Origin of the sequence: Alsobacter soli (genome assembly GCF_003004785.1) — a bacterium.
GTDB classification, from domain to species: domain Bacteria; phylum Pseudomonadota; class Alphaproteobacteria; order Rhizobiales; family Beijerinckiaceae; genus Alsobacter; species Alsobacter soli.
Map to the genome: position 1 here is coordinate 169,899 of NZ_PVZS01000006.1, position 25,486 is coordinate 195,384.

21 protein-coding genes, 1 tRNA gene and 1 pseudogene are annotated in these 25,486 nt (G+C 68.8%); 15 read left to right on the plus strand and 8 right to left on the minus strand.

All coding sequences use genetic code 11. The annotated features are described in order from the left end of the window. Positions 1–74 precede the first annotated feature (74 nt). The gene (locus SLNSH_RS07370) at positions 75–1,427 is read left to right on the plus strand and encodes a peptidoglycan DD-metalloendopeptidase family protein (RefSeq protein WP_106336032.1); all 1,353 of its coding nucleotides are present in this window, start codon (positions 75–77) and stop codon (positions 1,425–1,427) included. 131 nt (positions 1,428–1,558) lie between these two features. On the opposite strand, the gene prfB is transcribed toward SLNSH_RS07370, so the two are convergent. The 3 genes from prfB to SLNSH_RS07385 form a co-directional block, all read right to left on the minus strand. After that, positions 1,559–2,687 (minus strand): peptide chain release factor 2 gene (gene prfB / locus SLNSH_RS07375; RefSeq protein ID WP_106336033.1). Its coding sequence is split into 2 segments (ribosomal slippage): positions 1,559–2,617 and positions 2,619–2,687, totalling 1,128 coding nucleotides; the frame shifts between segments, so codons are not numbered across the junction. Positions 2,688–2,784: 97 nt separating this feature from the next. Next, on the minus strand, positions 2,785–5,187 hold the full coding sequence (locus tag SLNSH_RS07380; protein ID WP_106336034.1) for a penicillin-binding protein 1A: 2,403 nt from the start codon (positions 5,185–5,187) through the stop codon (positions 2,785–2,787). Between the two features lie 291 nt (positions 5,188–5,478). Next, a complete protein-coding gene (locus SLNSH_RS07385; RefSeq protein ID WP_106336035.1) occupies positions 5,479–6,747 on the minus strand; it encodes an N-acetylmuramoyl-L-alanine amidase in 1,269 nt (422 codons plus the stop codon). 675 nt (positions 6,748–7,422) lie between these two features. Between SLNSH_RS07385 and SLNSH_RS07390 the strand changes: the two genes are divergently transcribed. Next, positions 7,423–10,281, plus strand: a complete 2,859-nt coding sequence (locus SLNSH_RS07390) for an Rne/Rng family ribonuclease (protein ID WP_106336036.1) — start codon at positions 7,423–7,425, stop codon at positions 10,279–10,281. 181 nt (positions 10,282–10,462) lie between these two features. On the opposite strand, the gene SLNSH_RS07395 is transcribed toward SLNSH_RS07390, so the two are convergent. After that, positions 10,463–11,665 (minus strand): pyridoxal phosphate-dependent aminotransferase, encoded by a 1,203-nt coding sequence (locus SLNSH_RS07395; protein ID WP_106336083.1) that lies wholly within the window; start codon positions 11,663–11,665, stop codon positions 10,463–10,465. 106 nt (positions 11,666–11,771) lie between these two features. On the opposite strand from SLNSH_RS07395, the gene SLNSH_RS07400 reads away from it, so the two are divergent. The 4 genes and pseudogenes from SLNSH_RS07400 to SLNSH_RS07415 all read left to right on the plus strand — a co-directional run. Further along, the gene (locus tag SLNSH_RS07400) at positions 11,772–13,217 is read left to right on the plus strand and encodes a M48 family metalloprotease (protein WP_106336037.1); all 1,446 of its coding nucleotides are present in this window, start codon (positions 11,772–11,774) and stop codon (positions 13,215–13,217) included. A gap of 76 nt (positions 13,218–13,293) precedes the next feature. Then, positions 13,294–14,091 (plus strand): DsbA family protein, encoded by a 798-nt coding sequence (locus SLNSH_RS07405; protein ID WP_106336038.1) that lies wholly within the window; start codon positions 13,294–13,296, stop codon positions 14,089–14,091. A gap of 110 nt (positions 14,092–14,201) precedes the next feature. Beyond that, a complete protein-coding gene (locus tag SLNSH_RS07410; RefSeq protein WP_106336039.1) occupies positions 14,202–15,017 on the plus strand; it encodes an ABC transporter permease in 816 nt (271 codons plus the stop codon). 218 nt (positions 15,018–15,235) lie between these two features. Beyond that, positions 15,236–15,808: pseudogene (locus SLNSH_RS07415) on the plus strand (ABC transporter ATP-binding protein); the annotation flags it as partial. A gap of 42 nt (positions 15,809–15,850) precedes the next feature. Here SLNSH_RS07415 and SLNSH_RS07420 read toward each other — a convergent pair. After that, complete coding sequence (locus SLNSH_RS07420; RefSeq protein WP_106336040.1) at positions 15,851–16,918, minus strand: glycosyltransferase family 2 protein; 1,068 nt, start codon at positions 16,916–16,918, stop codon at positions 15,851–15,853. A 4-nt stretch (positions 16,919–16,922) separates the two neighbouring features. Next, positions 16,923–17,996 carry a glycosyltransferase family 2 protein gene (locus SLNSH_RS07425; RefSeq protein ID WP_106336041.1) on the minus strand — a complete coding sequence of 358 codons (1,074 nt, stop codon included), beginning with the start codon at positions 17,994–17,996 and terminating at the stop codon, positions 16,923–16,925. A 392-nt stretch (positions 17,997–18,388) separates the two neighbouring features. On the opposite strand from SLNSH_RS07425, the gene accB reads away from it, so the two are divergent. The 6 genes from accB to SLNSH_RS07455 all read left to right on the plus strand — a co-directional run bounded on the left by accB (position 18,389) and on the right by SLNSH_RS07455 (position 22,463). Next, positions 18,389–18,865 carry an acetyl-CoA carboxylase biotin carboxyl carrier protein gene (accB, locus tag SLNSH_RS07430; RefSeq protein WP_106336042.1) on the plus strand — a complete coding sequence of 159 codons (477 nt, stop codon included), beginning with the start codon at positions 18,389–18,391 and terminating at the stop codon, positions 18,863–18,865. After that, entirely contained in the window at positions 18,865–20,226 is a 1,362-nt protein-coding gene (gene accC / locus SLNSH_RS07435) for an acetyl-CoA carboxylase biotin carboxylase subunit (protein ID WP_106336043.1), read from the plus strand. Before accB ends, accC begins: the two co-directional genes overlap by 1 nt. A 38-nt stretch (positions 20,227–20,264) precedes the next feature. Beyond that, positions 20,265–20,933, plus strand: a complete 669-nt coding sequence (gene aat / locus SLNSH_RS07440) for a leucyl/phenylalanyl-tRNA--protein transferase (RefSeq protein WP_106336044.1) — start codon at positions 20,265–20,267, stop codon at positions 20,931–20,933. A gap of 64 nt (positions 20,934–20,997) precedes the next feature. Next, a tRNA-Lys gene (locus SLNSH_RS07445) sits at positions 20,998–21,073 on the plus strand. A gap of 189 nt (positions 21,074–21,262) precedes the next feature. Next, positions 21,263–21,559, plus strand: a complete 297-nt coding sequence (locus SLNSH_RS07450; protein WP_106336045.1) for a hypothetical protein — start codon at positions 21,263–21,265, stop codon at positions 21,557–21,559. 82 nt (positions 21,560–21,641) lie between these two features. Further along, the gene (locus tag SLNSH_RS07455) at positions 21,642–22,463 is read left to right on the plus strand and encodes an RMD1 family protein (RefSeq protein WP_106336046.1); all 822 of its coding nucleotides are present in this window, start codon (positions 21,642–21,644) and stop codon (positions 22,461–22,463) included. Between the two features lie 78 nt (positions 22,464–22,541). On the opposite strand, the gene SLNSH_RS07460 is transcribed toward SLNSH_RS07455, so the two are convergent. Next, entirely contained in the window at positions 22,542–22,979 is a 438-nt protein-coding gene (locus SLNSH_RS07460) for an Rrf2 family transcriptional regulator (RefSeq protein WP_106336047.1), read from the minus strand. 75 nt (positions 22,980–23,054) lie between these two features. Between SLNSH_RS07460 and SLNSH_RS25130 the strand changes: the two genes are divergently transcribed. From SLNSH_RS25130 to SLNSH_RS07475, 3 genes are all read left to right on the plus strand, one after another. Further along, positions 23,055–23,213 (plus strand): hypothetical protein, encoded by a 159-nt coding sequence (locus SLNSH_RS25130; RefSeq protein WP_196240218.1) that lies wholly within the window; start codon positions 23,055–23,057, stop codon positions 23,211–23,213. Between the two features lie 10 nt (positions 23,214–23,223). Further along, positions 23,224–23,652 carry a group III truncated hemoglobin gene (locus SLNSH_RS07470; RefSeq protein WP_106336049.1) on the plus strand — a complete coding sequence of 143 codons (429 nt, stop codon included), beginning with the start codon at positions 23,224–23,226 and terminating at the stop codon, positions 23,650–23,652. A gap of 69 nt (positions 23,653–23,721) precedes the next feature. Beyond that, a complete protein-coding gene (locus tag SLNSH_RS07475) occupies positions 23,722–24,159 on the plus strand; it encodes a PAS domain S-box protein (RefSeq protein WP_106336050.1) in 438 nt (145 codons plus the stop codon). A 14-nt stretch (positions 24,160–24,173) separates the two neighbouring features. On the opposite strand, the gene chrA is transcribed toward SLNSH_RS07475, so the two are convergent. Beyond that, entirely contained in the window at positions 24,174–25,400 is a 1,227-nt protein-coding gene (gene chrA, locus SLNSH_RS07480; RefSeq protein ID WP_106336051.1) for a chromate efflux transporter, read from the minus strand. Positions 25,401–25,486 lie beyond the last annotated feature (86 nt).

Below are 25,486 nucleotides of genomic sequence, written 5' to 3' on the forward strand. Positions count from 1 at the left end.
TGCCGTTTGCGGTTGATTAACCTTAATCCTTTTCAATTCCCGCGGGGTCCATGAGAGGCCCCGCGAGGATCGCCATGGCCCCTCCCCCGTATGCGTCGTCCAGCAGGCTGGTGACCTTGTCCATCGAGACCCGGTCAGGGGCGCGCCAGATTGAGCTCCGCCCCGGCGCCCTCATCGCCGCGGTCGCCGTCTGCGGCGTTTTCCTGGCGTGGTCGGTCGCCGCGACGGCCTATCTGGCTTTCCGCGAGGATGTTCTCGGCGCGTTGATGACGCGCCAGACCCAGATGCAGTACGCCTATGAGGACCGCATCGCGGCCCTGCGCACCTCCATCGACCGGCTGACCAGTCGCCAGTTGCTCGACCAGGACTCCTTCGAGGGAAAGGTCCAGGAACTGATCGCGCGCCAGGCCCAGCTCGAGAACAGGCAGGCCATGGTGGCCTCCCTGGCCGCCCAGTTCGAATCTCAGGTCAAGGCGGCGCCGGCTGAAGCCCGCGCCCTCGGGACTCTTCCCCCAAGCCTCTTCCAGAGCAAGGGCCAAGGCGGCCCGCTGCCTGACGGCGCCAGCGCCTATGCGCCGGTCGAGCAGGCAGTCCCGGAGAAACCCCGTCCCGCCTTCGAACCGGCCCCGCTTCGCGGCAGCAGCGCCGACGCGCGGCCCACGGCGCCTCCCTCGCAAACCCGGAAAGCCGGACTTTGGGAAGAGCGGGAGTTCCTGAAGAGCGGCCCGGTGCAGAACCAGCTGGCCGGTCTGGGCGCCAAACTCGCCCGCCTCGAAGCCGGGCAGATCCAGACGCTCGCGCGCATGGAGACACAGGCGCGCGCCTCGACGTCCCGCTACGCCTCCATCCTGGCCGAGCTCGGCCTGCAGCCAAGTCGCTTCCAGTCGCCATCCGCCCAAGGCGGCCCTTATGTCCCGGTGAAGCTCGACGGCAAGGCCGGCCCGTTCGAAAACGTGGCCGCTCGCCTCCAGGACGCGTTGGCCGACGGCGCTCGCCTCAGCGGCGTCATGAAGGCGCTCCCTATCCGCCGCCCCTTGCGGGGCGACGTGGATCAGACCTCCGGCTTCGGCTATCGCACGGATCCCTTCACGCGAAGCCTGGCCCTTCACACCGGGGTGGACCTGCGCGACGAGACTGGCGCCGCGGTCCGCCCGACCGCGAAGGGGACGGTGACCTCGGCCGGCTGGAGCGGCGGCTACGGCAACATGGTCGAGGTGGACCATGGAAACGGCATTGTGACCCGCTATGGCCACCTCTCAGCCATCCTGGTGGAGGAAGGCCAGCAGGTGGACCCGACGACGGTCATCGGCCGCGTCGGCTCGACCGGACGCTCAACGGGGCCTCACCTGCACTACGAGACCCGTATCGACGGGCAGCCGGTGGACCCCACGCGCTACCTGCGGATGGCCGCTCGTTTGGCTTCCTGACCCCTCGCCTTTGCGAGGAGCAAGGCGACGAAACGATTCAGTATGCCCAGGGCCAGAGGCCGGGCTTAACCTTTAGTCGCCAGCACAAAAAAGGCCGGCTCACGCCGGCCTTTCCCGCACTGAGCGCAGGCTCAGTCAATGTCCTGGACCTCTTCTCCGCCCCCATAGACGCGCTGCGCCAGGGCGGCCTCCATAAAGGGGTCGATCTCGCCGTCCAGCACGTCGCCGGGGCTCGTGGACTGCGTCCCGGTGCGCAGGTCCTTCACCAGCTGGTAGGGTTGCAGCACATAGGAGCGGATCTGGTGGCCCCAGCCGATGTCGGTCTTCGACGCGGCCTCGGCGTTGGCCTTCTCCTCGCGCTTCTGCAGCTCGAGCTCGTACAGGCGGGCGCGCAGCATATCCCAGGCCTTGGCTCGGTTCTTGTGCTGTGAGCGCTCCTGCTGACAGGCCACCACGATGCCCGTCGGGATGTGCGTGATGCGCACCGCCGAGTCGGTCGTGTTCACGTGCTGGCCGCCGGCGCCTGACGACCGGAAGGTGTCGATTCGGCAGTCGCTTTCCTTCACGTCGATCTGGATCCGGTCGTCGATGACCGGGTAGACCCATACGGAAGCGAAGCTGGTGTGCCGGCGGGCGTTGGAATCGAAGGGCGAGATGCGCACCAGGCGGTGCACGCCGGATTCCGTCTTGGCCCACCCGTAGGCGTTGTGGCCCTTGATCAGGAGCGTGGCGCCCTTGATGCCGGCCTCTTCGCCGTCGGCGATATCCACCACCTCGACCTTGTAGCCGCGGCGCTCGGCCCAGCGCGTGTACATGCGCATGAGCATGTTGGTCCAATCCTGGCTCTCGGTGCCGCCGGCGCCGGAATGGACTTCCAGGTAGGTGTCGTTCTGGTCCGCCTCGCCGGACAGCAGGGTTTCCACCTGCCGCCGGGCCGCTTCGGCCTGGACGTTGCGGATCGCCTGCTCGCCCTCGCCGATGGCGGACTGGTCGTCCTCCATCTCGCCGAGTTCGATCAGCGTCACCGCGTCTTCCAGCTCGCGCTCGAGGCGCGCGATGGAGCCCAGCCGGTCCTCCAGGTCGGTGCGTTCCCGCATGACCTTCTGGGCGGCGTCGGCGTCGTTCCAGAGATTGGGATCTTCAGCCTTGGCGTTCAGTTCGGCCAGGCGACGCGTGGCTGCGTCGAAGTCAAAGATGCCTCCTCAGCAGTCCAACGGACTGCTTGGCGGATTCGAGCAGAGATTCGATCTCGGCGCGCATGAAACTCTCATGGGTGTGGAGGAAAGCGCGGCGGGACGGCCGCGCGCGATCGTGGGATAGGTAGCGACGAGCGCCGGGGGTGTAAAGGCGTACCCCGTCAGTACAACCCGCCCGTGCCGCTGTTCACCGTCGGGCTCTCGCCTCCGCCGCCGCCCGCGCCGATCACCGAGAAGGTGTCGGGCGGCGCTGTACCCGGCTTGAAGGCCTCGAGGATGGCGCCCGTATCATTGGGCCCGGCGCGCAGACCCGTGGAGCCGGCCACCCGAATGAGCTTGATGCCAGGCGGCACGCGGAACGGCGTCGCGGGCTTGTCCGCCAGGGCGACCTTCATGAAGTCCCGGAAAATCGGGGCCGCGTAGACGCCGGCAGTGACCGAGTTGCCCAGCGAGCGGGGCTTGTCGTAGCCCATGTAGACGCCCACCGCGAGGTCGGGCGAGAAGCCGACGAACCAGACGTCCTTGGCGTCGTTGGTGGTGCCCGTCTTGCCCGCGAGCGGCTTGCCGACCTCCTTCACCACCGTCGCGGTGCCCCGCTGCACCACGCCCTCCAGCATCGACACGATCTGGTAGGCGGTGAGCGGGTCCAGCACCTGCTCGCGCTTGTCCACGAGCTTGGGCTCGCTCTGGCCGTTGTACTTCTCCGCGTCGCAGTTCAGGCACTGCCGCTCGTCGTGCTTGTAGATCGTCTGGCCCCAGCGGTCCTGGATGCGGTCGATCAGCGTCGACTTGATACGCTTGCCGCCGTTCACGAACATCGAATAGGCGGTGGTCATGCGCATGACCGTGGTCTCGCCGGCGCCCAGCGACATTGCGAGCACGGGCAGCATGTCGTCATAGACCCCGAAGCGCTTGGCGTATTCCGAGATCAGCGGCATCCCGACGTCCTGCGCCAGGCGCACGGTCATCAGGTTCTTCGAGTGCTCGATGCCGTAGCGCAACGTGTGCGGCCCGCCCGACTTGCCGTCGTAGTTCTCCGGCCGCCAGACCTCCTGCCCCGGCCCCATGTCGATCTCGATGGGCGAATCCATGATGACCGACGAAGGCGTGTAGCCGTTGTCCAGCGCCGTGGCGTAGACGAACGGTTTGAAGGACGAGCCCGGCTGCCGCATCGCCTGGGTGGCGCGGTTGAACTTGGACTGGTCGAAGCTGAAGCCGCCCACCATGGCGAGCACGCGGCCCGTATAGGGGTCCATGGCCACGAGCGCGCCGGAGATCTCCGGCAGCTGCCGCAGCCGGTACTGCCCGCCGCCCTGCGGCTCCACGTAGATCACGTCGCCGGCCGCCACGAGCTGCCGGACCGGCTTGCGGGTCCACTTGGCGCCTTCGTTGGTCAGGGTTCCGGTCTCGCGCTCGCGCTCGAGCTGACCGCCCGGGTCGCGCTTGGGCTGCAGGCCGATCCGCGCGGTGTCGCCATTCACGTCGATGACGACGGCGAGGCGCCAGGGCTGCACGTCGCCCAGCGCCGGGACTTCGCCCAGCGGCGCGCCCCAGTCCTTGCCGGTGATCTCCAGCCGCTGGATGGCGCCGCGCCAGCCATGCGCCTCGTCATAGCGCACGAGGCCATCGGCCAGCGTCTTGCGGGCGGCGAGCTGCAACTTGGGATCCAGCGTGGTGCGGACCGAAAGGCCGCCCTCGTAGAGCTTCTTCTCGCCGTAGCGCTCGGCCAGGTCGCGCCGGACCTCCTCGGCGAAATAGCCGGCCGCATAGGAGTTCGGCGAGAGCGAACGCGGGTTGACGTTGAGCGGCTCCTTCTTGGCCGCCGCGCCATCCTCGCGCGAGACGTAGCCATTCTCGACCATGCGGTCGATGACGTAGTTGCGGCGGTCGATCGCCTTGTCCCGGTTGCGGAACGGATGCAGGTCGCTGGGCGCCTTGGGCAGCGCCGCCAGGTAGGCCGCCTCCGCCAGCGTCAGCTCGTGCACCGACTTGCCGTAGTAGTTGAGCGCCGCCGCGGCGACTCCGTAGTTGCCGAGACCAAGGTAGATCTCGTTCATATAGAGTTCGAGGATCTTGTCCTTGGTGTAGGTGCTCTCGATCCGCAACGCGAGGAGCAGCTCCTTGATCTTGCGATCGAAGGTCTGCTCGTTCGTGAGCAGGAAGTTCTTGGCCACCTGCTGGGTGATGGTGGAGGCGCCCTGCGGGCGGGTGCCTTTCTCGCGCTTGAAATAGAACACCGCGGCGCGGGCGATGCCCTCCGGGTCGACGCCGGGGTGCTTGTAGAAGTTCTTGTCCTCGGCCGACAGGAAGGCCGCGATCACGAGCTTCGGCACCGCCTGGATGGGGATGAACATGCGCCGCTCGCGCGAATATTCGGCGAGGAGGCTGCCGTCACCCGCATGCACGCGGGTCATTACCGCCGGCTCGTGATTCGCCAGCTGGGTGTAGTCGGGCAGGTCCTGGGAGAACTTCCAGAGGACGAAGCCCACGCCGGCCGCGCCGATGAGGAACAGGATCGCCCCAGCCGTGAACAGGAACCCGATCAGCCGAAGTACATACCGCATCAGTCGCGTTGTCCGCCTTCATGCGCGGGGCCTGGCCCCGTCTCGACCGCAGGATCGGGATCCTGGCGGCCAGCCCTCGTTGAATACGCAACAATCGACATTCGGCCAGGCCGTCCGGCTTCGCCGGAAGGAGCGCGCCCGCAATACCTGGGCGACGCCCCGGATCCGCGCCCTCCTGCGGACCCTGTCGTCAAGCACTCTACATGGCGCGGTCCGGCCGCGCACTCCCAATCGACCGACAGCCGAAGGCTGCGGACTCACTGTGGTGAAAACACGACGGTTTGCCGGAGGTCAAGGTTTCGACGACGCGCCCTGCTGCGCGAGCCGCGGCGCCAGGAAGGCGTTGATCGCCGTCGCGATCGAGTCCGTCGCCTTGTCGCGCCATGCATCCGCCACCAGCAACTCGACGTCGCTCTTGCTGGACAGATAGCCGAGCTCGATCAGCACGGAAGGCACGTCCGGCACCCTCAGCACCCAGAAGCCGGCCGAGCGCTGAGGATTCTTGTTCAGCTTGGCGGCGGCCGTCATCTTTCCCACCAGGGTTCGGGCGAAAAGATGCGAATAGGTGCGCGTCTCGCGGCGGGTCAGGTCGCCCAGGATGCCGGCCACCTCTTCGGCCGAGGCCTCCGTCTCCACGCCCGCCACGCTGTCCGACTTGTTCTCGGATTCAGCCAGCTGGGCCGCCTCCGCGTCCGACGCCTTGTCCGAGTTCGTGTAGACCGTGAGCCCCCTTACCTCCGGGCTCGCCCGCACCGTGTCGGCGTGGATCGAGACGAACAGGCTCGCCCCGTTCTCCTGGGCGACGCGGACGCGGTCCCGGAGCGAGATGAAGGAATCGTCGTCACGGGTGATCACGACGCGATAGCGGCCGTTCTTCTCCAGCTTGCCCTTCAGCTCGCGTGTGAAGGCGAGCACCACGTCCTTCTCGATGACGTGATTGAGCCCGATCGCGCCGGTGTCGATGCCCCCGTGCCCGGGATCGAGCACCACGACGGGGCGCTTGTCCCCCGGCGCCCTGCGCGACGCCACGGAGGGCTCAGCCGCGGGGGCGCGGTCGGCGGCCGCGGCCTTGGCGAAGGCCTCGCGGTCGGCCCGCTTGATGTCCAGCACGAGCGAATTCGCCGCCCCGTTGGCCGCGCTCTCGTTGGCCACCTGCCCCGGCAGCGCCGGCGCGGCGAGTTCGATCACCACGCGCGAGCGCCCGGGCCCGATCAGGCCGTAGCGGAAGGACTTCACCAGCCCCTTCGTCCGGCGCGAGGCTTCGGCGGGAATCTGGAAGTTCACCTCGGGCAGGTCCAGCACGAGCCGGTCCGGTTTCTCCAGCACCTTCACGGAAGGCTCGACCGGCTCGGAGGTGGTCAGGCTGAGGCGCGTCGAAGAGCCGTCGCCAGAGACCTGGGCGTCGATCGCGACTGGCAGCGGCCTGGCCGCGACTGGGGCCGCGGCCGGCTGGCTGTCGGGCGCCGCCTCGGCCTCGGCCGCCCGGGCGCCCGCGCAGGCCAGGCCCAGCGCGACAGCCGCCGCGGTCCAGATCCAAACTGCGCGCCTCGATCCAGCCATTCCCGCGTCCCTGCGGCGCCGCCCTGCGCCATCTTCCCATGGGTTCATAGGCTATAGTTTGCGTTCGGTTAACCAATTCTTCCGGGGGAGTTGAGTTTCCTCCGCCGAAGTTGCGGGCCCGTCACAGTCGCATAAATGCTTGCAAGATTCGGGGTTTTCGCCATATGAGGAAAGGGTCACGTCTCTCCGTCATCGGCACGAGCGCCTCGGCTCCTGAGGCTTCTTGCCGGAACCGGCTCTTGATGCTGGGGCTTTCGGCCGCAGGTCAGTTTTTCCGGCGACAGTGGTGAGCGGCGTGGCGTCGAAGCCTCGCATGGATTTCCGGTCGAGGCGCCACGGCCGACGTCTGGGGCCCCGCCAAGGCCCGCTTCCGATCGTCGGCCCCCGAAAAGGTATCGAGGTCGTGGCGTGAGCATCTGGCTCCGGACCCGTCGAGAGCTTCACACCGCGGGCGTCGCAGGACGCTCGACGGTTCTCCGTCGGCTTCGCAAGCGCCCCGCCTTTCTCAGCGCATGTTCAACCCACGCCGGCCTCCGGCGCAAACAAAGCGCTGCCCCCCTTTCCGTCCGTTCTCTCGTCGCCCCTTTTCCGCCGCCGCTCGTTCCGGGCGGACGGCTATGCTTGCCTGCGTCGAGACTGGTCGGTCCACGGGAGCAGCGCCAATGAGAGACCCTCATGGCCAACAAGATGCTCATCGACGCCTCGCACCCGGAAGAAACCCGGGTCGTGGTGGTCCGCGGTAACCGGGTCGAGGAATTCGACTTCGAATCCGCCAACAAGAAGCAGCTCCGCGGGAATATCTATCTCGCCAAGGTGATCCGGGTGGAGCCGTCCCTGCAGGCGGCCTTCGTCGACTACGGCGGCAATCGCCACGGCTTCCTGGCCTTCAGCGAAATCCACCCCGACTACTACCAGATCCCCGTCGCCGACCGTCAGGCGCTGATCGAGGAAGAAGCGCGCCACGAGCGCGAATCCGACGAATCCGAAGACAACGGCCGGCGCAACCGTCGCCGTGGCAAGGGCAAGGCGGCCCGCCGCAACGGCGGCCAGCAGGGCGACGCCGTGGTGAGCGAGGACGCTCCCGTCGCCGAGGCTGACGCCGAAGGCCTCGCAGCCGCCGAGGCCGAGCACGAGAACGATCACGAGCAGCACCAGGAGCACGAGAGCGAATCCGCCTCTGACTCCGAGCCGGTCGATCCCTCGGCCGCCACGGAGGAGCCGCCCGTCCGCTCCGAGAGCGATGACGAGGACGAGGCGCACGAGGAACCCGAGCACGCCGAGGAGCACGCCGACGAGAACGGCGAGCCGCGCCATGTGATCGAGCAGGTCGGCGCCGGCGACGCCCTCGAAGAGGTGCCAGAGCGCCCGCGCGCGCCGCGCCGCCAGTACAAGATCCAGGAAGTCATCAAGCGCCGCCAGGTGCTGCTGGTGCAAGTCGTCAAGGAGGAGCGCGGCAACAAGGGCGCGGCCCTCACCACCTACCTGTCGCTCGCCGGCCGCTACTCGGTGCTGATGCCCAACACCGGCCGTGGCGGCGGCATCTCCCGCAAGATCACGGACGCGGTCGACCGCAAGCGCCTGAAGGCCGTCGCCCAGGAGCTGGACGTGCCGGAGGGGATGGGCGTCATCCTGCGCACGGCGGGCGCCTCGCGCACCAAGACCGAGATCAAGCGCGACTTCGAGTACCTGATGCGCCTGTGGGAGACGGTGCGCGAGCTGACGCTGCAGTCGAGCGCGCCGGCGCTGGTCTACGAGGAAGGCTCGCTGGTGAAGCGCGCCATCCGCGACCTGTACAACAAGGACATCGACGAGGTCCTGGTCTCCGGCGAAGCCGCCTACAAGGACGCCAAGGACTTCATGCGCATGCTCATGCCGAGCCATGCCAAGAACGTGAAGCCCTACCGGGACGTGCAGCCCCTCTTCGCCCGCTTCGGCGTGGAGGCCCAGCTCGACGCCATGTTCTCCAACCAGGTGACGCTGAAGTCGGGCGGCTACATCGTCATCAACCAGACCGAGGCGCTCGTCGCCATCGACGTGAACTCCGGCCGCGCCACGCGCGAGCACAACATCGAGGACACGGCGCTGAAGACGAACTGCGAGGCGGCCGACGAGGTCGCCCGGCAGCTGCGCCTGCGCGACCTGGCCGGCCTCATCGTGATCGACTTCATCGACATGGAGGAGAACCGGAACAACCGCACGGTCGAGCGCCGCCTCAAGGAAGCGCTGAAGAACGACCGCGCCCGCATCCAGGTCGGCCGCATCTCGCCCTTCGGCCTCATGGAGATGTCGCGCCAGCGAATCCGCACGGGCGTGCTGGAAGGCTCGACGGTGCCGTGCCCGCACTGCGCCGGCGCCGGCATCGTGCGCGCCACGCCATCCATCGCGCTCCACGTGCTGCGCGCGGTGGAGGAGATGCTCATCAAGAGCAACTCGCACCACCTCATCGTCCGCACGCGCACCGACGTCTGCCTCTACATCCTCAACCAGAAGCGCAGCCACCTGCGCGGCCTGGAGGACCGGTTCGGCGTCGACATCACCATCCTGGCCGATGACGCCCACCACACGGGCGTCCACGCCTTCGCCATCGAGCGCGGCGAGCAGATCCTCAATCCGCGCCCGATCGTGATGGCCCCCGTGCATGTCGACAGCGTCGCCATGCCGGAGGAGGACGAGATCGAGGACCAGGCGGTCGAGGAGACCGACGAGGAGGAAGAAGAGGAAGAAGTCGAGGCTCGCGAGCCTCGCGCTCCTCGCCAGGACCGCGGCCGCCAGGAGGCGCGCGAGCCGCGCGCCGAAAGCGAGAACGGCGAAGGCGGTCGTCGCCGCCGCCGTCGCCGCCGCCGCCGCGGCGGTCGTGGCGGCGAGGGTCGTCCGGAGGCCTATGGGTCCGACGCGGCCCCCATGCCGGTCGACGCGCCGCAGCCTGACGTGACGGGCGCGCCCTTCGCGGGGACGCACACCTTCGAGCCGGAGACCGTGGCCGACGACGCCACCACGGAGGGCCTGGCCCTCAACGAGGCGGAAGCCGGGCTCACCGTCCCCGCCGCCGAGGAGGAGGCCAATGGCCGCCGCCGTCGCGGCCGTCGCGGCGGACGCCGCCTGCGCGGCGAGCGGGCCGAGGAGTCCGAGGTCGCGTCGGGCGCCGAGGACGAGTCGCTGACGCTGGCCTCCGAGGCCGCCGTCGAGGCGCAGGAAACCGCCCGCGAGGTGGAGGAGGCTCCCGCCAAGCCCGCCCGCAAGCCACGCGCCCCGCGCCGGACCAAGGCCGCCGCGGCCGCCGCGGCCGAGACCTCTGCGGCGGAAGCCCCGATGGAGGCGAGCCAGCCGGAACCGGCTCCCGCCGCTCCCGCTCCGGTCGCGGCCCCCGCGCCTGCTCCGGAGCCCGTCGCGGCCGCCCCGGCCCAGGAGCCGGAGCCTCAGCCCGAGCCCGCGGCCGAGCCGATCACCACGGAGCCCGTGGTGATCGGCGCCGAGCCCGCCACCCCCCGCAAGGTCGGCTGGTGGGCAAAGGCCAAGTCGGCGCTCGGCGGCTGACCGCAAGCACGAGAGGCAGAAACCCGAAGGGCGGCCACTTGGCCGCCCTTTTTCATTGAAGCTGCAAGCTGGTCCCCTCCCCGTCATCCCCGGCGGCGCGATGCGCCGGGAAGGGGTCCAGGGGCGACCGGCAGCGCCTCCAGGCGAATCGCGACGGATAGAATCCCCCGTCGCGGCCCGCTTACCCCTTCAGGAACCCGCCCAGCCGCTTCACGGCTTCCCGGCAGGTCTCTTCCGTGCCGGCGAACGACAGCCGCATGTAGCGCGAGCCCCGCGCGGGGTCGAAGTCGAGGCCCGGCGTCACGGCGACGCCCGTCTCGTCCAGGATGCGACGGCAGAACGCCATCGAGTCGTTGGTGTATCGCCCGACGTCCACATAGACATAGAAGGCCCCGTCCACGGGCAGGAAGTCCGGCAGGCCGATGCGCGGCAGATCCTGGAGCAGCAGCGCCCGGTTGCGGGCGTAGCCGGCCTTCACGGCCTCCAGCTCATCCGTGGCCGAGAACGCCGCCTCGGCGGCGATCTGGCTGAGGTAGGGCACGGAGATGAACAGGCTCTGGGCCAGCCGCTCGATCGGCCGCACCAGCACCTCCGGCACGACCATCCAGCCCACGCGCCAACCGGTCATGCAGTAGTATTTGGAGAAGCTGTTGATCACCACGGCGTCAGGATCCACCGACAGCGCCGTCTCGGCCGGGCGCTCGTAGGTGAGCCCGTGGTAGATCTCGTCCGACACGAACCACAGCCCGAGCTCCTCGCATGCGCGCCCAAGGTCGGCCAGCCCGGCTTGGCTCATCATGGTGCCCGAAGGATTGGCCGGGCTCATCGCCAGCACGCCCCGCAGCGGCTTCTGCGCATGGGCGGCCCGGATCGCCTCCCCGGTGAGGCTCCAGCCGGTGGCGGCCGAAGTCTCGATCTCCACCGGCTCGATGCCGAGGGCCTTCAGCGTGTTGCGGTAGGCCGGATACCCCGGCGCGCTGATCGCGACCCGGTCGCCCGCGTCGAACATCGCCAGGAACGACAGGATGAACCCGCCCGACGAGCCCGTCGTCACCACGATTCGCTCGGCCGGCACGCTCACGCCGTAGGCGTCCCGGTAGTGGCGCGCGATGCGCTCGCGCAGCGACGGCAGGCCCAGCGCCTCCGTGTAGCCGATGCGCCCGCGCGCGAGCGCGGCGGCGGCGGCCTCCGTAACCGCCCGCGGCGCGGGCGCGCCCGGCTGGCCCACCTCCATGTGCAGCACGCTGCCGCCACCCGCCTCCTTGGCGTTGGCGGCGGACAGCACGTCCATGGCCAGGAACGGCTCGACCGCGCTGCGGGCGGCCGGGCGGAGCGCGGGCCGCCGCGCGCCGGTGGAAAGGGTGTGCTTCGCCGTGTCCGCCATGGGGTCGCCCTGATTGCCGGGCACAGGGGCGGCAAGCGGAAGGGGCGCCGCCGAATTGACCGGAGGGCGCCGGGTCCGTAAGTCTTGCGCCAGGTCCGAGAGCCCGATGCTTCGCTTCGTTCGCCGCTCCCCTATCAGGTCCGCGCCCGCCGCGCCAACCCGCGCCGCCCGGGCGTTCGGCCGCGCGCTGCGCGCCGCCCTCGCGCTGGCCCCCGCCGCCGCGGTGGCCCTGCAGCCGGTCGCCGCCGCCGCCCAGGAGGGCCGCCAGGCCATCATCCGCGACGCGGAGGTGGAGCAGCTGCTGCGCGACTACGCCACCCCGGTGTTCGGCGCCGCCGGCATCCGCCGCGGCAGCGTGCAGATCGTGCTCGTGGGCGACCGCTCCTTCAACGCCTTCGTGGCCGACGGCCGGCGCATGTTCGTCAACGTCGGCGCCCTCATGGACGCCAAGACGCCGAACGAGATGATCGGCGTCATCGCCCACGAGTCGGGCCACATCGCCGGCGGCCACCTCCAGCGCATGCGCGAGCAGCTGGCCAACGCCCAGATCCTGGCCGTGGCCGGCATGCTGCTCGGCGCCGCGGGCGTGGCGGGCGCCGCCGCCTCCGGCAACCGCGTCGGCAACGCCGGCGGCGGCGCAATGGGCATCGCGCTGGGCTCGCAGGAAATGGTGAAGCGCAGCCTCCTGTCCTACCAGCGCTCGGAGGAGCAGGCCGCCGACCTTATGGCCGTGCGCTTTCTCCAGGCCATCCACCAGTCGCCCAAGGGCATGCTCGACACCTTCGAGCGCTTCAACCAGGACGCGATGTTCAAGACCGCGAGCATCGACCCCTACCTGGTCAGCCACCCGATGCCCAACGAGCGCATCGCCAACCTCGAGCAGCTCGCGCGCAAGAGCCCCTATTTCGACGTCAAGGACCCGCCGGCCCTGCAGGCGCGCCACGACATGGCCCGCGCGAAGCTGTTCGGCTTCATGGCGAAGGCGGAGGAAGTCGGCCGCCGCTACCCGGCCTCCGACACCAGCCGGCCGGCCCGCTACGCCCGCGCCATCATCGCCTACCGCTACAAGCGCCTCGCCGACGCGCTCTCCCAGGTGGACGCCCTGATCCGCGAGGACGGCGCGAACCCGTATTTCTGGGAGCTCAAGGGCCAGATCCTGCTGGAGTTCGGCCGCTCCCGGGAGGCGGTTCCCATCCTGCGCAAGGCGGTGTCGCTGGCCCCCTCAGCGGGGCCCATCCGCATCCTGCTCGGCCAGGCGCTGGTGGCGACCGAATCGCCCGCCGCCGCCGGGGAGGCCATTCGCGAGCTGTCCAACGCCGTGCAGCGCGAGCCGGAATGGGCGGAGGGCTGGCAGCACCTCTCCCGCGCCTACGGCCTCAAGGGCGACGAGGGCATGGCGGCCTATGCCGCCGCCCAGGCCTACGCCGCCGCGGGCGACTACAACGCCGCCGCCACCCAGGCGACGCGCGCCAAGGAGAAGCTGCCGCGCAACTCGCCCGGCTGGCTCAAGGCCGACGATATTTTGAACGCACGGCCGCCCAAAAAACCGTAGAGTCGCCCCATATCAGGCGTCGACGCACGCCGCAGCGCGCCGCGCCCTTCGGCGCGCGCCCATCTGGAGTTCCCGCATGGCCCTTTCCGCCGCCCTTCCCTTCCTCCGCAAGGCCGGCCTCGCCCTGGCCCTGGCCGGCGCGGCCGCGGCGCCCCTGCCCGCCGTTGCGCAGAACAAACCGGCCGACTTCACGGACGCGCAGAAAAGCGCCATCCGCGACCTGGTGAAGAGCTACCTCATGGAGAACCCAGAGGTGATCCAGGACGCCCTGGTGGAGCTCGACAAGCGCCAGAAGGAGGCGGAGAAGACCGCCACCAAGACCGCGCTCGGCCAGGTGGCGCAGACGCTCACTCAGTCACCCCGCAACATCGTGGTCGGCAACCCGCAGGGCGACGTCACCCTGGTCGAGTTCTTCGATTACAACTGCGGCTACTGCAAGAAGTCGCTGGCCGACATGCGCGAGCTGGCCAAGACGGACCCGAAGCTGCGCATCGTGATCCGCGACTTCCCGGTTCTCGGCCCCGATTCGGTGGAGGCCTCCTTCGTGGCCGTCGCCGCCAAGAGCCAGATCAAGCCGGACAGGTACTTCGACTTCCACCAGAAGCTCCTCGAATCCAAGGGCCGCGTCGGCAAGGACCGTGCGTTGGCGGTCGCCAAGGAGTTCGGCGCGGACCAGGCGAAGCTCGAGAAGGACATGCAGGGGCAGGACGTGCGCGCCTCCATCGAGGAGACCATGCGCCTCGCCGACATCCTGAAACTCCAGGGCACGCCCGCCTTCATCGTCGGCGACGACGTGATCTTCGGCTCACAGGGCATCGAGCCCCTGCGCCAGGCGATCGCCGCCGTGCGCCAGTGCGGCAAGGCGAGCTGCTGACCGACCGGGTCCCCACGGGTGCCAGGGCGCGCCCTCCCCGGCGCGCCCTTTGCATTTGAGAGGCTTTCCCCGTTGTCGTGGCGCGCGGGCGTCGATATGACATCGGTCAAATGTTCGACGCTCTTTCGATCAGCCCGCGCGACGTCCGGCTTGCGCGCCAGGACCTCGCCGGCGGCGTGACCGCATGGCCCATCTGGACCCACCTGGGGCTCCTCGACATCCGCCAGCGCTACCGGCGCTCGCGGCTCGGCCAGTTCTGGATCACGCTCAGCATGGCCCTGTTCGTGGGCGGCATTGGCGTCGTCAACGCCAGCCTGTTCCGCGCCGCGGCGGCCGACTACATCCCCTACCTCGCCGCCTCCTACATCGTCTGGACCCTCATGTCCGGGCTGGCCAACGACGCTGCGCAGGTCTACGTCCAGGCCGCGCCTTTCCTGCGCCAGGCCGCGATCCCCAGAACCGTGTTCGTGCTGCGCGTGTTGGCCCGCAACGCCGTGGCCTTCGCCCACAACGTGGTGATCCTGCCGGTGGTGTTCGCCCTGTTCGGCGTCTGGCCGGGGGCGACCGCGCTGCTGGCCCTGCCGGGCCTTGCGCTGCTGGCGGCGGCGGCCTTCTGCGCCGTGCATGCGGTGGGGGTGCTGGCCACGCGCTTCCGCGACCTGCCGCAGATCATGCAGAACGCCGTGCAGATGGCCTTCTTCCTCACGCCGGTGATGTGGCGGCCGGAGCAGCTGGGGTCGAACGTGGCCTCGGCGCTCTCCTTCAACCCCTTCGCGGTCTACCTGTCGCTGGTGGTGGAGCCCCTCCTGGGGCGCGCGCCGCCGGCCTCCTCCTGGGCGGCGGGCGTCGCCATGCTGCTGCCGCTGGCGGGCGTCGCGTGGCTTCTCTTCGCCCGCTTCCGGGCGCGCATTCCCTATTGGCTTTAGCAGGCGGCGGGAGGGGCGCCGCCGCACAGGATGGCGCGCCCGCCCGCCGGCATCGAGGAGCGGCCGTGGCCTCCATCACCTTGCAGGACGTCAGCGTCGAGTTCCCCATCTACAACGCCCAGAGCCGGTCCCTGCGGCGCGGGCTGATGCGTAAGGTGGGCGGCGGGCTGGACACGCACGACCCCGCGGTGCTGCGCGTGCAGGCGCTGCGCAACGTGAACCTCGCCCTGCGCCCGGGCGACCGCCTGGCCCTGGTGGGCCACAACGGGGCCGGCAAGTCGACGCTGCTGCGGGTGCTCTCGGGCGCTTACGAGCCCTCCTCGGGCGACGCGCGCATCGAAGGCAAGGTGGCCTCGCTGCTCGACATCACGCTCGGCATGGACGACGAGCTGACCGGCCGCGAGAACATCGCCCTGCGCGGCGCCTTCGCCGGGCTCACCCGCCGCGAGGTGGCGGAGCGCATGGACGAGATCGCCGACTTCTGCGAGCTCGGCGAGTTCCTGGACCTGCCGATGCGCACCTATTCCTCCGGCATGTCGCTGCGCGTGGCCTTCGGCGTCTCGACCGCCCTCTCCCCGGACATCCTGCTCCTGGACGAACTGATCGCCGTGGGCGACGCCGGCTTCGCCGCCAAGGCCCGCGCCCGCATCGAACGGCTCATGGACCAGGCCTCCATCCTGGTCCTGGCCAGCCACAGCGTCGAGATCCTCGAAACCTACTGCAACCGCGCGGTGCGGATGGAGGGAGGGAGGATCGTGGCGGAGGGGGGAGTGAGGGAGGTAGTCGGATAACTGCCCGCTTCCAGCGCTTTAGCCCCTCACTGCGATCCTATGCTAGGCTTTGCTGGCAGCGCCGAAATGCAACGCAGTATGGGCGAGGAAACGGATGAAATTTCTAGCTCTCTTAAACGCCGGCACAGCCACTCTGTAGACAGGCTTCCCCATCGAGGAACTGAGCAACACTTTGTGTATGAATACCTTTATTCTAAGTCCTTTCCTCACAGTGCGTTTAGTGACTTCAGACGCATACTGGTTGGCCATGTCAACGTATTCTGCTGTCTTCGCAGGGTCCACTTGGGTGAGACCCGCGCGCGCCGAAACGGCCTCTCCGATTATCTGGACATAGAAACGAGGAGCTATCAAATCACGAAAATAATACCTGTTTTTCACCGGATCATCCGGGAACTCTTCCGCGAGCTTCCTGAAATACCTCACCCTAGATCTTGACATCTTAATATCGAATGATGTGCTTCCCGAATGTATGCACCAGACTGTTACAGGCGCATCGACAAAATAATTTGTGTAACCTTTGCGGAACATCCGTAAAAACAGATCATCATCCTCATACCCCATAAACTGGGTGTCGAAGCCTCCGACCGCCTCGAAAGCGCTACGGCTTATCAGCGACGCAGAGGGCAATACAAACATATCAGCTCTCAGCAAGTCGAAGATGTCCTGTTTTGGATGGCGAGCGTGACTGCTCACAATCCGCGTACGGACAATAGATCCGTCCTTTTCTGCTTCCGATAGATCACCATATACCCAGCCAAATCGTGGGTCGTCCGTTGGTATGGCGGACGAGAGCTTGCAAATATGGTCATGTAAAAAGTAATCGTCTTGATCCAGAAAACAGATGAATGGCGATTTCGTCGCATGAACTCCCGCATTTCGTGCAGAGCCCTGGCCGCCATTCTCCTTGCGCAAGACTTTGAAGCCGTGACTTGCGGCCAAACCATCAACGAAGCGCGCCTCCTCAGGGCGCGACCCGTCATCGATTACAACGAACTCCGCTGCCGGCGTTTTTTGATCGAGAACGCTCCGCACAGCCCTCTCGATCGTTTCCGATCCATTGTAATAGGGGATTACAACGGCTACGGATTTATCGAAATTCGTATTACACATCCAATCATCTCCCACGCAGAACAAAGGAGTTTTTTTTAAGGGCCCACCAGATCAGAAAGGTAACTTGTCCCTGCAGGGTTTGGCGACGAATGCCTACGTTAATCACGGAGGTGATCGGATTACATTGCTGAAGAGCCGAGATTTGCACCAGTGAGTTACTGGTCATATCCCCCGCGACCGATCTCAGCGCACATAAGTGAGAGCGCAGAGCAGAGGCATAATCCGCTCCCACCAAACGCTTAAGGCGGTGATAGAAAAACCCCAGGCTCCGCCTCACCCCAATCGCGTTCGCCCCGTGCTGCCGGTAGCTCACCCGGGGTTCGGGATCGACGTGCATGAGGCCGCCGGCGCCGGTCACCACGGCGTAGGCCAGCCAGTCGTGGGCCGAGACGGGGCCTGCGGCCGCCGCGCGGGCGAGCAGACGGCGGGCGGCGTCGTTGAACACCATCGTGTGGCCGGGCAGGATGTTCTGCACCAGCGCGTTGCCGAAGGACGGCGGGCGGCGCGGGGCGTCGATGCGGCCCACCACGGCGCCGGCCTCGTCCACGATCCGCACCGCCGATGCGTAGAGCGCAGGCCGGGCCGGGTCGACCGTCCGCAGCCAGTCCACTGCCCGCTCCAGCTTGTCGGCGTCCCAGACGTCGTCCTGGTCGCAGAAGGCGTAGAAGTCGGCCTGGATGGCCGGGTCCTGCGTCATGGACAGGAAGTTGCCGGCGAAGCCCGCGCGCGGGCCCTGGCGTCGGACGAGCCGGTCCCCGCCCCAGGCCGCCGCCCAGGCGTCCAGGATGGCGCCGCTGCCGTCCGTCGAGCCGTCGTCGGACGCGTAGAGGCGCCAGGCCTGATGCGTCTGCCCTTCGAGGGAGGCGAGCTGCCCGGGCAGGAAGCGCTCGCCGTTGTACACGCCCATCAGGATGGCGACCGTCGGGGGGCGCCGGGCCTCCAGGGCTTCAGTCAGGATTCCTGGCGCCGGCGCGTCGGGCCCGATGGCCGGGGGCGCGTCCGCCGGCGCTGCCGCCGTGCGGGACGGCTCCGCCGCCGCGTCGTCCGGGAGCGCCTGGGCTGGGACGCCGTTGTTCATTCCGCCTCCAGTCCGCCCGGCGGCGTCGCGTCGCTCCCGAGGGGCGAGGCTGCGCCTTCCTATGCAACCAGGCAGGTTGGATTATCGGATACGGTTGTGCTTTTTATCGAACAACAAATCACAACTTGTATTTTGGCAGGTGGTCGGTTGTAGCGGCGTGCCCGCGCGGGGGCGCGCCCTGTCCGTGCTCTCCTGCGCGCGCGTGTGCGCGTAGGCGTTCTCGCCTGTTGACGGGCGGGCGGGCGCGCTTCCCCTCGCGCCTCCGAGCGGCTATGAGAGCGCGTCGGCCCGCCCGCGCGGGCGGGCCGGCGCGTGCTGCACGGCCGCTTGCCCGCCCGGGCCCCCGCCCGCCCCCGCGCCCGCAAGCCCAGAAAAAGGCGACGACCCGACCCATGTCCAAGGACCAAGCCATCGACCCGAAGCTCGTGCGCGAGATCGCCAGCATGCTGGCGGACACCGACCTGACCGAGATCGAGGTCGAGAAGGGCGACTTGCGCATCCGGGTCGCGCGGCAGGTGCAGGCGGCAGCGGTGGTCCAGTACGCCGCGCCTCCGCCGGCCGCCATGGCTCCGCCGCCCGCGGCCGTCCCGGCCGCCGCGCCCGGCGCGGGCAAGGCCGAGAGCGCGGCCGCTCACCCCGGCGCCGTCACCTCCCCCATGGTCGGCACCGTTTACCGCCGCCCCTCGCCCGACGCGAAGGCGTTCGTGGAGGTCGGCTCCGTGGTGAAGGCCGGCGAGAAGATCCTGCTCGTGGAGGCCATGAAGACCTTCAACGAGATCGTCGCCCCGCGCGCCGGCACGGTCACCGCCATCATGGTCGAGGATGGCCAGCCGGTGGAATACGGCGAGCCGCTGCTGGTCATCGAATAATGTTCGACAAGATCCTCATCGCCAACCGCGGCGAGATCGCCCTGCGCGTGCTGCGCGCCGCCAAGGAGCTCGGCATCGCCACCGTGGCGGTGCACTCGACCGCCGACGCCGACGCCATGCACGTGCGCCTGGCCGACGAGAGCGTCTGCATCGGCCCGCCCCCGGCGCGCGACAGCTACCTGAACATCCCCGCCCTGCTCGCCGCCTGCGAGATCACCGGCGCCGACGCCGTGCACCCGGGCTACGGCTTCCTCTCGGAGAACGCCCGCTTCGCCGAGATCCTGGAAAGCCACAACATCCACTTCATCGGCCCCAAGGCGGAGCACATCCGCGTCATGGGCGACAAAATCGAGGCCAAGCGCACGGCCCGGCGCCTCGGGATCCCGTGCGTGCCCGGCTCGGACGGCGGCATCACCGACGACGAGGAGGCGATGCGCGTCGCCGCCGACATCGGCTACCCGGTGCTGGTCAAGGCCGCCGCCGGCGGCGGCGGGCGCGGCATGAAGGTCGCCCGCTCCGAAGCCGACCTGCTCCACGCCCTCCAGACCGCCCGCACGGAAGCCAAGGCCGCCTTTGGTGACGATGCGGTCTACCTGGAGAAGTATCTCGAGAAGCCCCGCCATATCGAGCTGCAGGTGCTCGGCGACGGGCGCGGCGGCGCGGTCCACCTTTTCGAGCGCGACTGCTCCCTGCAGCGGCGCCACCAGAAGGTGTGGGAGGAAGGCCCCTCCCCGGCCCTCAACGCCGAGATGCGCTCCAAGATCGGCGACACGGTCGCCCAGGCCATGCAGGAGCTCGGCTACCTGGGCGCGGGCACGGTGGAGTTCCTCTACGAGGACGGCAACTTCTACTTCATCGAGATGAACACCCGAATCCAGGTGGAGCATCCGGTGACGGAGATGATCACCGGCATCGACCTGGTGAACGAGCAGATCCGGCTGGCCGCCGGCGCCAGCCTGTCCTTCACGCAGGACGAGATCCAGCTCAACGGCCACGCCATCGAGTGCCGCATCAACGCCGAGCACCCGGCGACCTTCACGCCCTCGCCCGGGCGAATCGCCTACTTCCACCCGCCGGGCGGCCTTGGGGTCCGCGTCGATTCGGCCGTGTACCAGGGCTACTCCATCCCGCCGAACTACGACTCGCTCGTGGGTAAGCTGATCGTGCATGGTCGCACCCGCAACGAGTGCCTGATGCGCCTGCGTCGCGCGTTGGACGAGTTCGTGGTGGATGGGATCGAGACGACGCTACCGCTTTTTAGGGCGCTGGTGCGGAACCCGGACATCCAGAACGGCGATTACGATATCCACTGGCTGGAGAAGTACCTTTCGGCCGGGGGCATGAACGACGGCGGCGCCTGAAGCGCCGAAGCGCGAGGGCCCGGGAACGGTCCGCGGGTATGGCTAGGCGACAGGACGCAGACACCGAGATCACGCCGGAGCTGCTGCTCCGCGCCTACGCCTGCGGGATCTTCCCAATGGCGGAAAGCGCGGACGACCCGGCGCTCTACTGGGTTGAGCCGCGCGAGCGCGGCGTCATCCCGCTGGATGAGTTCAACGTGCCCTCGCGGCTCGCCCGCACGGTTCGCAGCGACCGCTTCGAGATCCGGGTGGACAGCGATTTCGACGCGGTGATCGCGGGCTGCGCCGAGCCCGCGCCCGACCGCCGGCAGACCTGGATCAACCGCCGCATCCGCGAACTCTATGGCGCCCTGTTCGACCTCGGCTGGGCGCACACGGTCGAATGCTGGCGCGAGGGCCGCCTTGTCGGCGGGCTTTACGGCGTGCGCCTCGGCGCCGCCTTTTTCGGCGAGAGCATGTTCCACCGCGAGCGGGACGCCTCCAAGGTCGCCCTGGTGCATCTGGTCGCGCGACTGCGCGCCGGCGGCTTCCGCCTCCTGGACACCCAGTTCGTCACGCCCCATCTCGCCACCTTCGGGGCCCTCGAAGTGCCGCGGCGCGAGTACCGGAAGCTGCTCGACAACGCCACCGCAACCGAGGCCGACTTCGAGGCCTGGCCCAAGTTTCCCTCTCCCTCGGGCGCGCAGGCCCTGTCCGCCCTGGCGTGAGCTCAACCGCGGCGCCGCGCTCTATTGACCCGGAAGGCCCGGACGGCTAGGCAAGGCCCCGACCGAGCGCGTAGCTCAGCCGGTAGAGCAACTGACTTTTAATCAGTAGGTCCTGGGTTCGAGTCCCAGCGCGCTCACCACCTCTCCTTGGAGCCGGCCCGGGGATCTGTGACTGCGCCCCCTCGGGCCTGCGTGGACCGCTCCTCAAGGAGCGCAGCCGCTCACTAGCCACTTGAATGCGACGCAACGGATGCCGCCCGTCCGCGGTTCAGGTACAATGGAGCCATCGCCGGACCAGCGCCGGCCAACCCCGTTTCGGAGTGCTGGAGATGGGGCGGATCGAGTTCATCTACGTCTTCGACGACGCGACGCGGCAGCATTCCTTTGTGGGCCGTGGGCTTGCGCACGAGCCGGGCGCAGTCCACGCCCATCACCGCGGATCGACCGCACGCCAAAAGGCCGCCGACTTCCAGCGGGCCCTCGCAGAGGCCATCGCGTGGTGCGTGGCCGAGTTCGGCCCTCCTGCGGAAAGCCATTTCGATGGGCGCTGGTCCCTCGTGGGGCACGACACCTTCCGCTTCCGCGAACACGACGACGCCCTCGCCTTCAGCAACCGCTGGTGTTGAGCCTGGATCGGGCGAAGGCTGCCGCCTTCAGGCCCGTTGAAGCGTTTCGGCCCGCAGCTGCCCTCGCCAGCGGGCGCCGTCCATGTCCGACCGGAAACACGTCTTGCATGCGCCAACGACATCCAGACTGACCGCCCGCGCCCTCCTGCTGGGCCATCGAATCGACCTCAGCGGTCTCGAGCGGGACGACATGATCTCGTCCACGCCGTTGGCGTTCCACGCCGGCCCGCGCGGCCGCGTGGCCCTGTATCGGTTCGGCGTGGCCGTCTTCGTGGGCCTGTCGCCGGTGGAGGAGGATGACGTGATCCGCTCCCTCGCGGGCCGCATCGTCGGAGACAGGGAGCCCGGCCAGGACGAGACGGCCGTGATGGAGGTGGGCAGCAGCGAGGACAGGATCCCCCCCGGCGGGCCCTTCAACCTGATCGATCTGTCCAACGACCGCTTCCTGTGCCTGGCCGACGCGCTGGCCAAGACGGTCGCGCTTGGCCGAGACGAGCGCGAGGTCAATGGCGTCCTGGAGTTGATCGAGCCTTTCGCGGCCACGGTGGCGCGGACTGGCCGGCCGCCCTGGAAGCGGCGAGCGATGCTGAAGCTGGTCGGGCAGGCGCTGCTCGTGCAGCACCGGGTCGCGGGCCGCATCGCCGTGGAGGAAAAGCCGGACGTGCTCTGGGACCGACCGGACCTGGAGCGCCTCTACGCGCGCCTCGAGGACGAATACGAGCTGAAGGAGCGCAGCCGCATGCTGCAACGCAAGCTCGACCTCGTGGTCGAAACCGTGCGTGCGCTGACCGACATCCTCGACACGGATCGCTCGACGAGGCTCGAAGTCACCATCGCGGTGCTGATCCTGGTGGAGCTCGCCGTGGCGGTGTACCAGGTCTTCACCTCCATCCAGGGCCATTGAGCGGCCGTTCAGCAGCCTGACGCCGGTCGCGGCGCCCCTCGCCGCAGGGCCGCGAACAGGCCGCAGCAGGTCAGCAACTCAACCTGCAAGCCCCAGCCGGGCGCGGATCGGCTGCCGCGGCGCGACCAGATCCGCCAAGGTGACGCCGTCCAGCTCCTCCAGAAAGGCGGCGAGCGCCCGCCCCAGGGCGCCCGTGAGCCGGCATGCGCCGGTGAAGATGCAGGTCGCGTGCTGGTCGCCCAGGCATGCGACCAGCGCGAGGTCTTCCTCCAAGGCGCGAACGACCTTGCCAAGCCGGATGTCCGCTGGCTCGCGCGCCAGCCGCAACCCGCCGCCGCGGCCGCGCACGCCCTCCGCGAAACCGGCCCGGACAAGGCTCTGGGCGACCTTGCGCAGGTGGTCCTCGGAGAGCCGGTGTCGGCGCGCGAGGTCGTCGATGGTCAGCCGCGTCTCCGGCGCCGCCGCGAGGCTCATCAGGATACGGATGCCGAAATCGGTGTGGGCGGTCAGCTTCACGGGCGCGCTCTGAAATAGGTATTGGCAATGCCTCTTTAACACGCTAGGAAGGAGATGTTCAACAGAGAGCATCCCATGGCGTCGATCCTGACCCGAGGTTTCCTCCTGCCGGGTGACCTCGTCTCCAATCTCATCGGCATCAGCCGGTCCGACGACCGTGGCATGATGCGGACCCTGATCAACATGCTGTTCTGGAACCTCGTGGGCGCCTTCGTGGCCCTTTATTTCGCGTAGGACCTCCAGAATGGGCGATATCTCCCTTTCCCCCGGCGCGGCCTGCGGCGTCGACGAGGACCTGGTGCGCCGGATCGTGGATACGTTCTACGCCCGGGTCCGCGTCGACGCCCTGCTGGGCCCCATCTTCGAGGACGCCGTCTCCGACTGGCCGGTCCACCTGGCGCGCCTCGCCGATTTCTGGTCCTCCGTCACCCTGATGACCGGCGCCTACAAGGGCCAGCCGCTCCAGGCGCACATGCACCTCCCGGAGCTCACGGACGAGCACTTCCTCCGCTGGCTGGCGCTGTTCGAGCAGACCCTGGCCGAGCTGTGCACGCCTGAGCAGGCGGAGCTCTTCATGGTCCGGGCCCGGCGCATCGCGGACAGTTTCCGCTTCGGCCTGGGGCAGGTCCGGGGCACGCTCGTGGAGCCGTTGGCCGCGCGCACGGCGGCCTGATCCCGCCGCACGGGAGCCGGCGGCCTTGCCCGGCGTTGGCAAGGGGAGCACGGCAACGGAGATTCCGACATGCACGACCGTTTGGCGAAGGCACTCCTGGAGAGCGCGGCGGACGCGATCATCGCGACCGATCGCGAGGGCCTGATCACCGCATGGAACCCGGGCGCGACACGAATCTTCGGCTTCGCGGAAGCCGAGGCGCTCGGCCAGAGCCTCGACATCATCATCCCGGAACGCCTGCGCGCCCGCCATTGGGACGGGTTCCACGAGGTGATGAAGACCGGCGAGAGCCGCTACGGCCACGGCGACTTGCTCTCCGTGCCGGCCATCCGCAAGGACGGAGCCGGCATCTCCGTCGAATTCACGGTCACGCCGCTCCACGACGCGGCCGGCGCCATGGACGGCATGGCCGCCGTGCTGCGGGATGTCAGCAAGCGCTTCGGGGAAACGCGTGACCTGCGCCGGCGGGTGAAGGAGCTCGAGGCGGCCGCGAAGGCCGGCGCCTGAGCGCGCCGTCGCCTTCAGGCGAGTTGCAGGGCGACGCCGGCCAGCCCGAGCAGCGCCACCACGACCCAGGGCGGCGCCTTCCAGACCGTCAGCAAGACGAAGCCCGCAAGCGCCGCCGCGAAATCGCGCGGCCCTGCGACCGCACTCGTCCAGACCGGGCTGTACAGCGCCGCGCCCAGAATCCCTACCACCGCTGCGTTGGCGCCCCGCATCGCCGCCTGGGCCAAAGGGCGCGAGCGGAAAGCGTCCCAGAACGGCAGCGCTCCGGTGACCAGCAGCAGTCCCGGCAGGAAGATCGCGACAAGGGCGATGGCCGCGCCGAGAAGGCCGTTTGGCGCGAGGGTGTTGGCCGCGCCCAGGTAGGCCGCGAAGGTGAAGAGCGGCCCAGGAACGGCCTGGGCGGCGCCGTAGCCGGCCAGGAAGCCGTCCGGGCTGATCCAGCCGGGCCGGACGACGGAGGCCTCCAGCAGGGGCAGCACCACGTGGCCGCCGCCGAACACGAGCGCGCCGGCCCGGTAGAAGGCCTCGAACAGGGCGAGGCCATGCGCGCCGACCGCGGCCGAAGCCGCCGGCAGCCCGAGAAGCAGAACAACGAACAGCGCCAGGCAGACCAGGCCGGCCCGGCGCGACACCGGCATGTGCAGCCGTCCCGGAGGGCTGGTCGTGGTTGACCGGCAGAGCGCCAGCCCGGCCAGCGCGCCGGCCGCAATGGCGGCGACCTGCGCAAGGGCTCCGCTCACGAAAACGACCACCAGCACGGCGCCGACCGCGATGGCCGCCCTGGGCCGATCCGGCGTGAGCGTCCGGGCCATGCCCCACACCGCTTGCGCCACAACCGCCACGGCCACCAGCTTGAGACCGTGGATCAGCCCTGCTCCTACTGGCCCGCCGAAGGCCCCGGCGCCGAGTGCGAACGCCACCAGAAGCGCAGCGGAGGGAAGCGTGAACGCGCACCAGGCCGCCAGCGCCCCCAGAGGACCGCCGCGCATGAGCCCCAGGGAATACCCGACCTGGCTGGAGGCGGGCCCTGGCAGGAACTGGCAGAGCGCCACGAGGTCGGCGTACCCTGCTTCGTCGATCCAGCGGCGGCGGAGCACCAGCTCATCCCGGAAATACCCGAGATGCGCGATCGGACCGCCAAAGGACGTGAGTCCGAGCTTCAGGAAGGTCCGGAACACCTCGCCCGCTCCGCCGCGCGGTGAATGCGCGGCTTCGCCGCTGGAGAGAGGAGCTGTCGACATAGGGGGATCTGGGCGATGGAGAGGCCGCAGGGCGCGGCGGTCCAAAGTGCATACGCGACCGACTGCCGGAGCGGAAGCGAGGATCC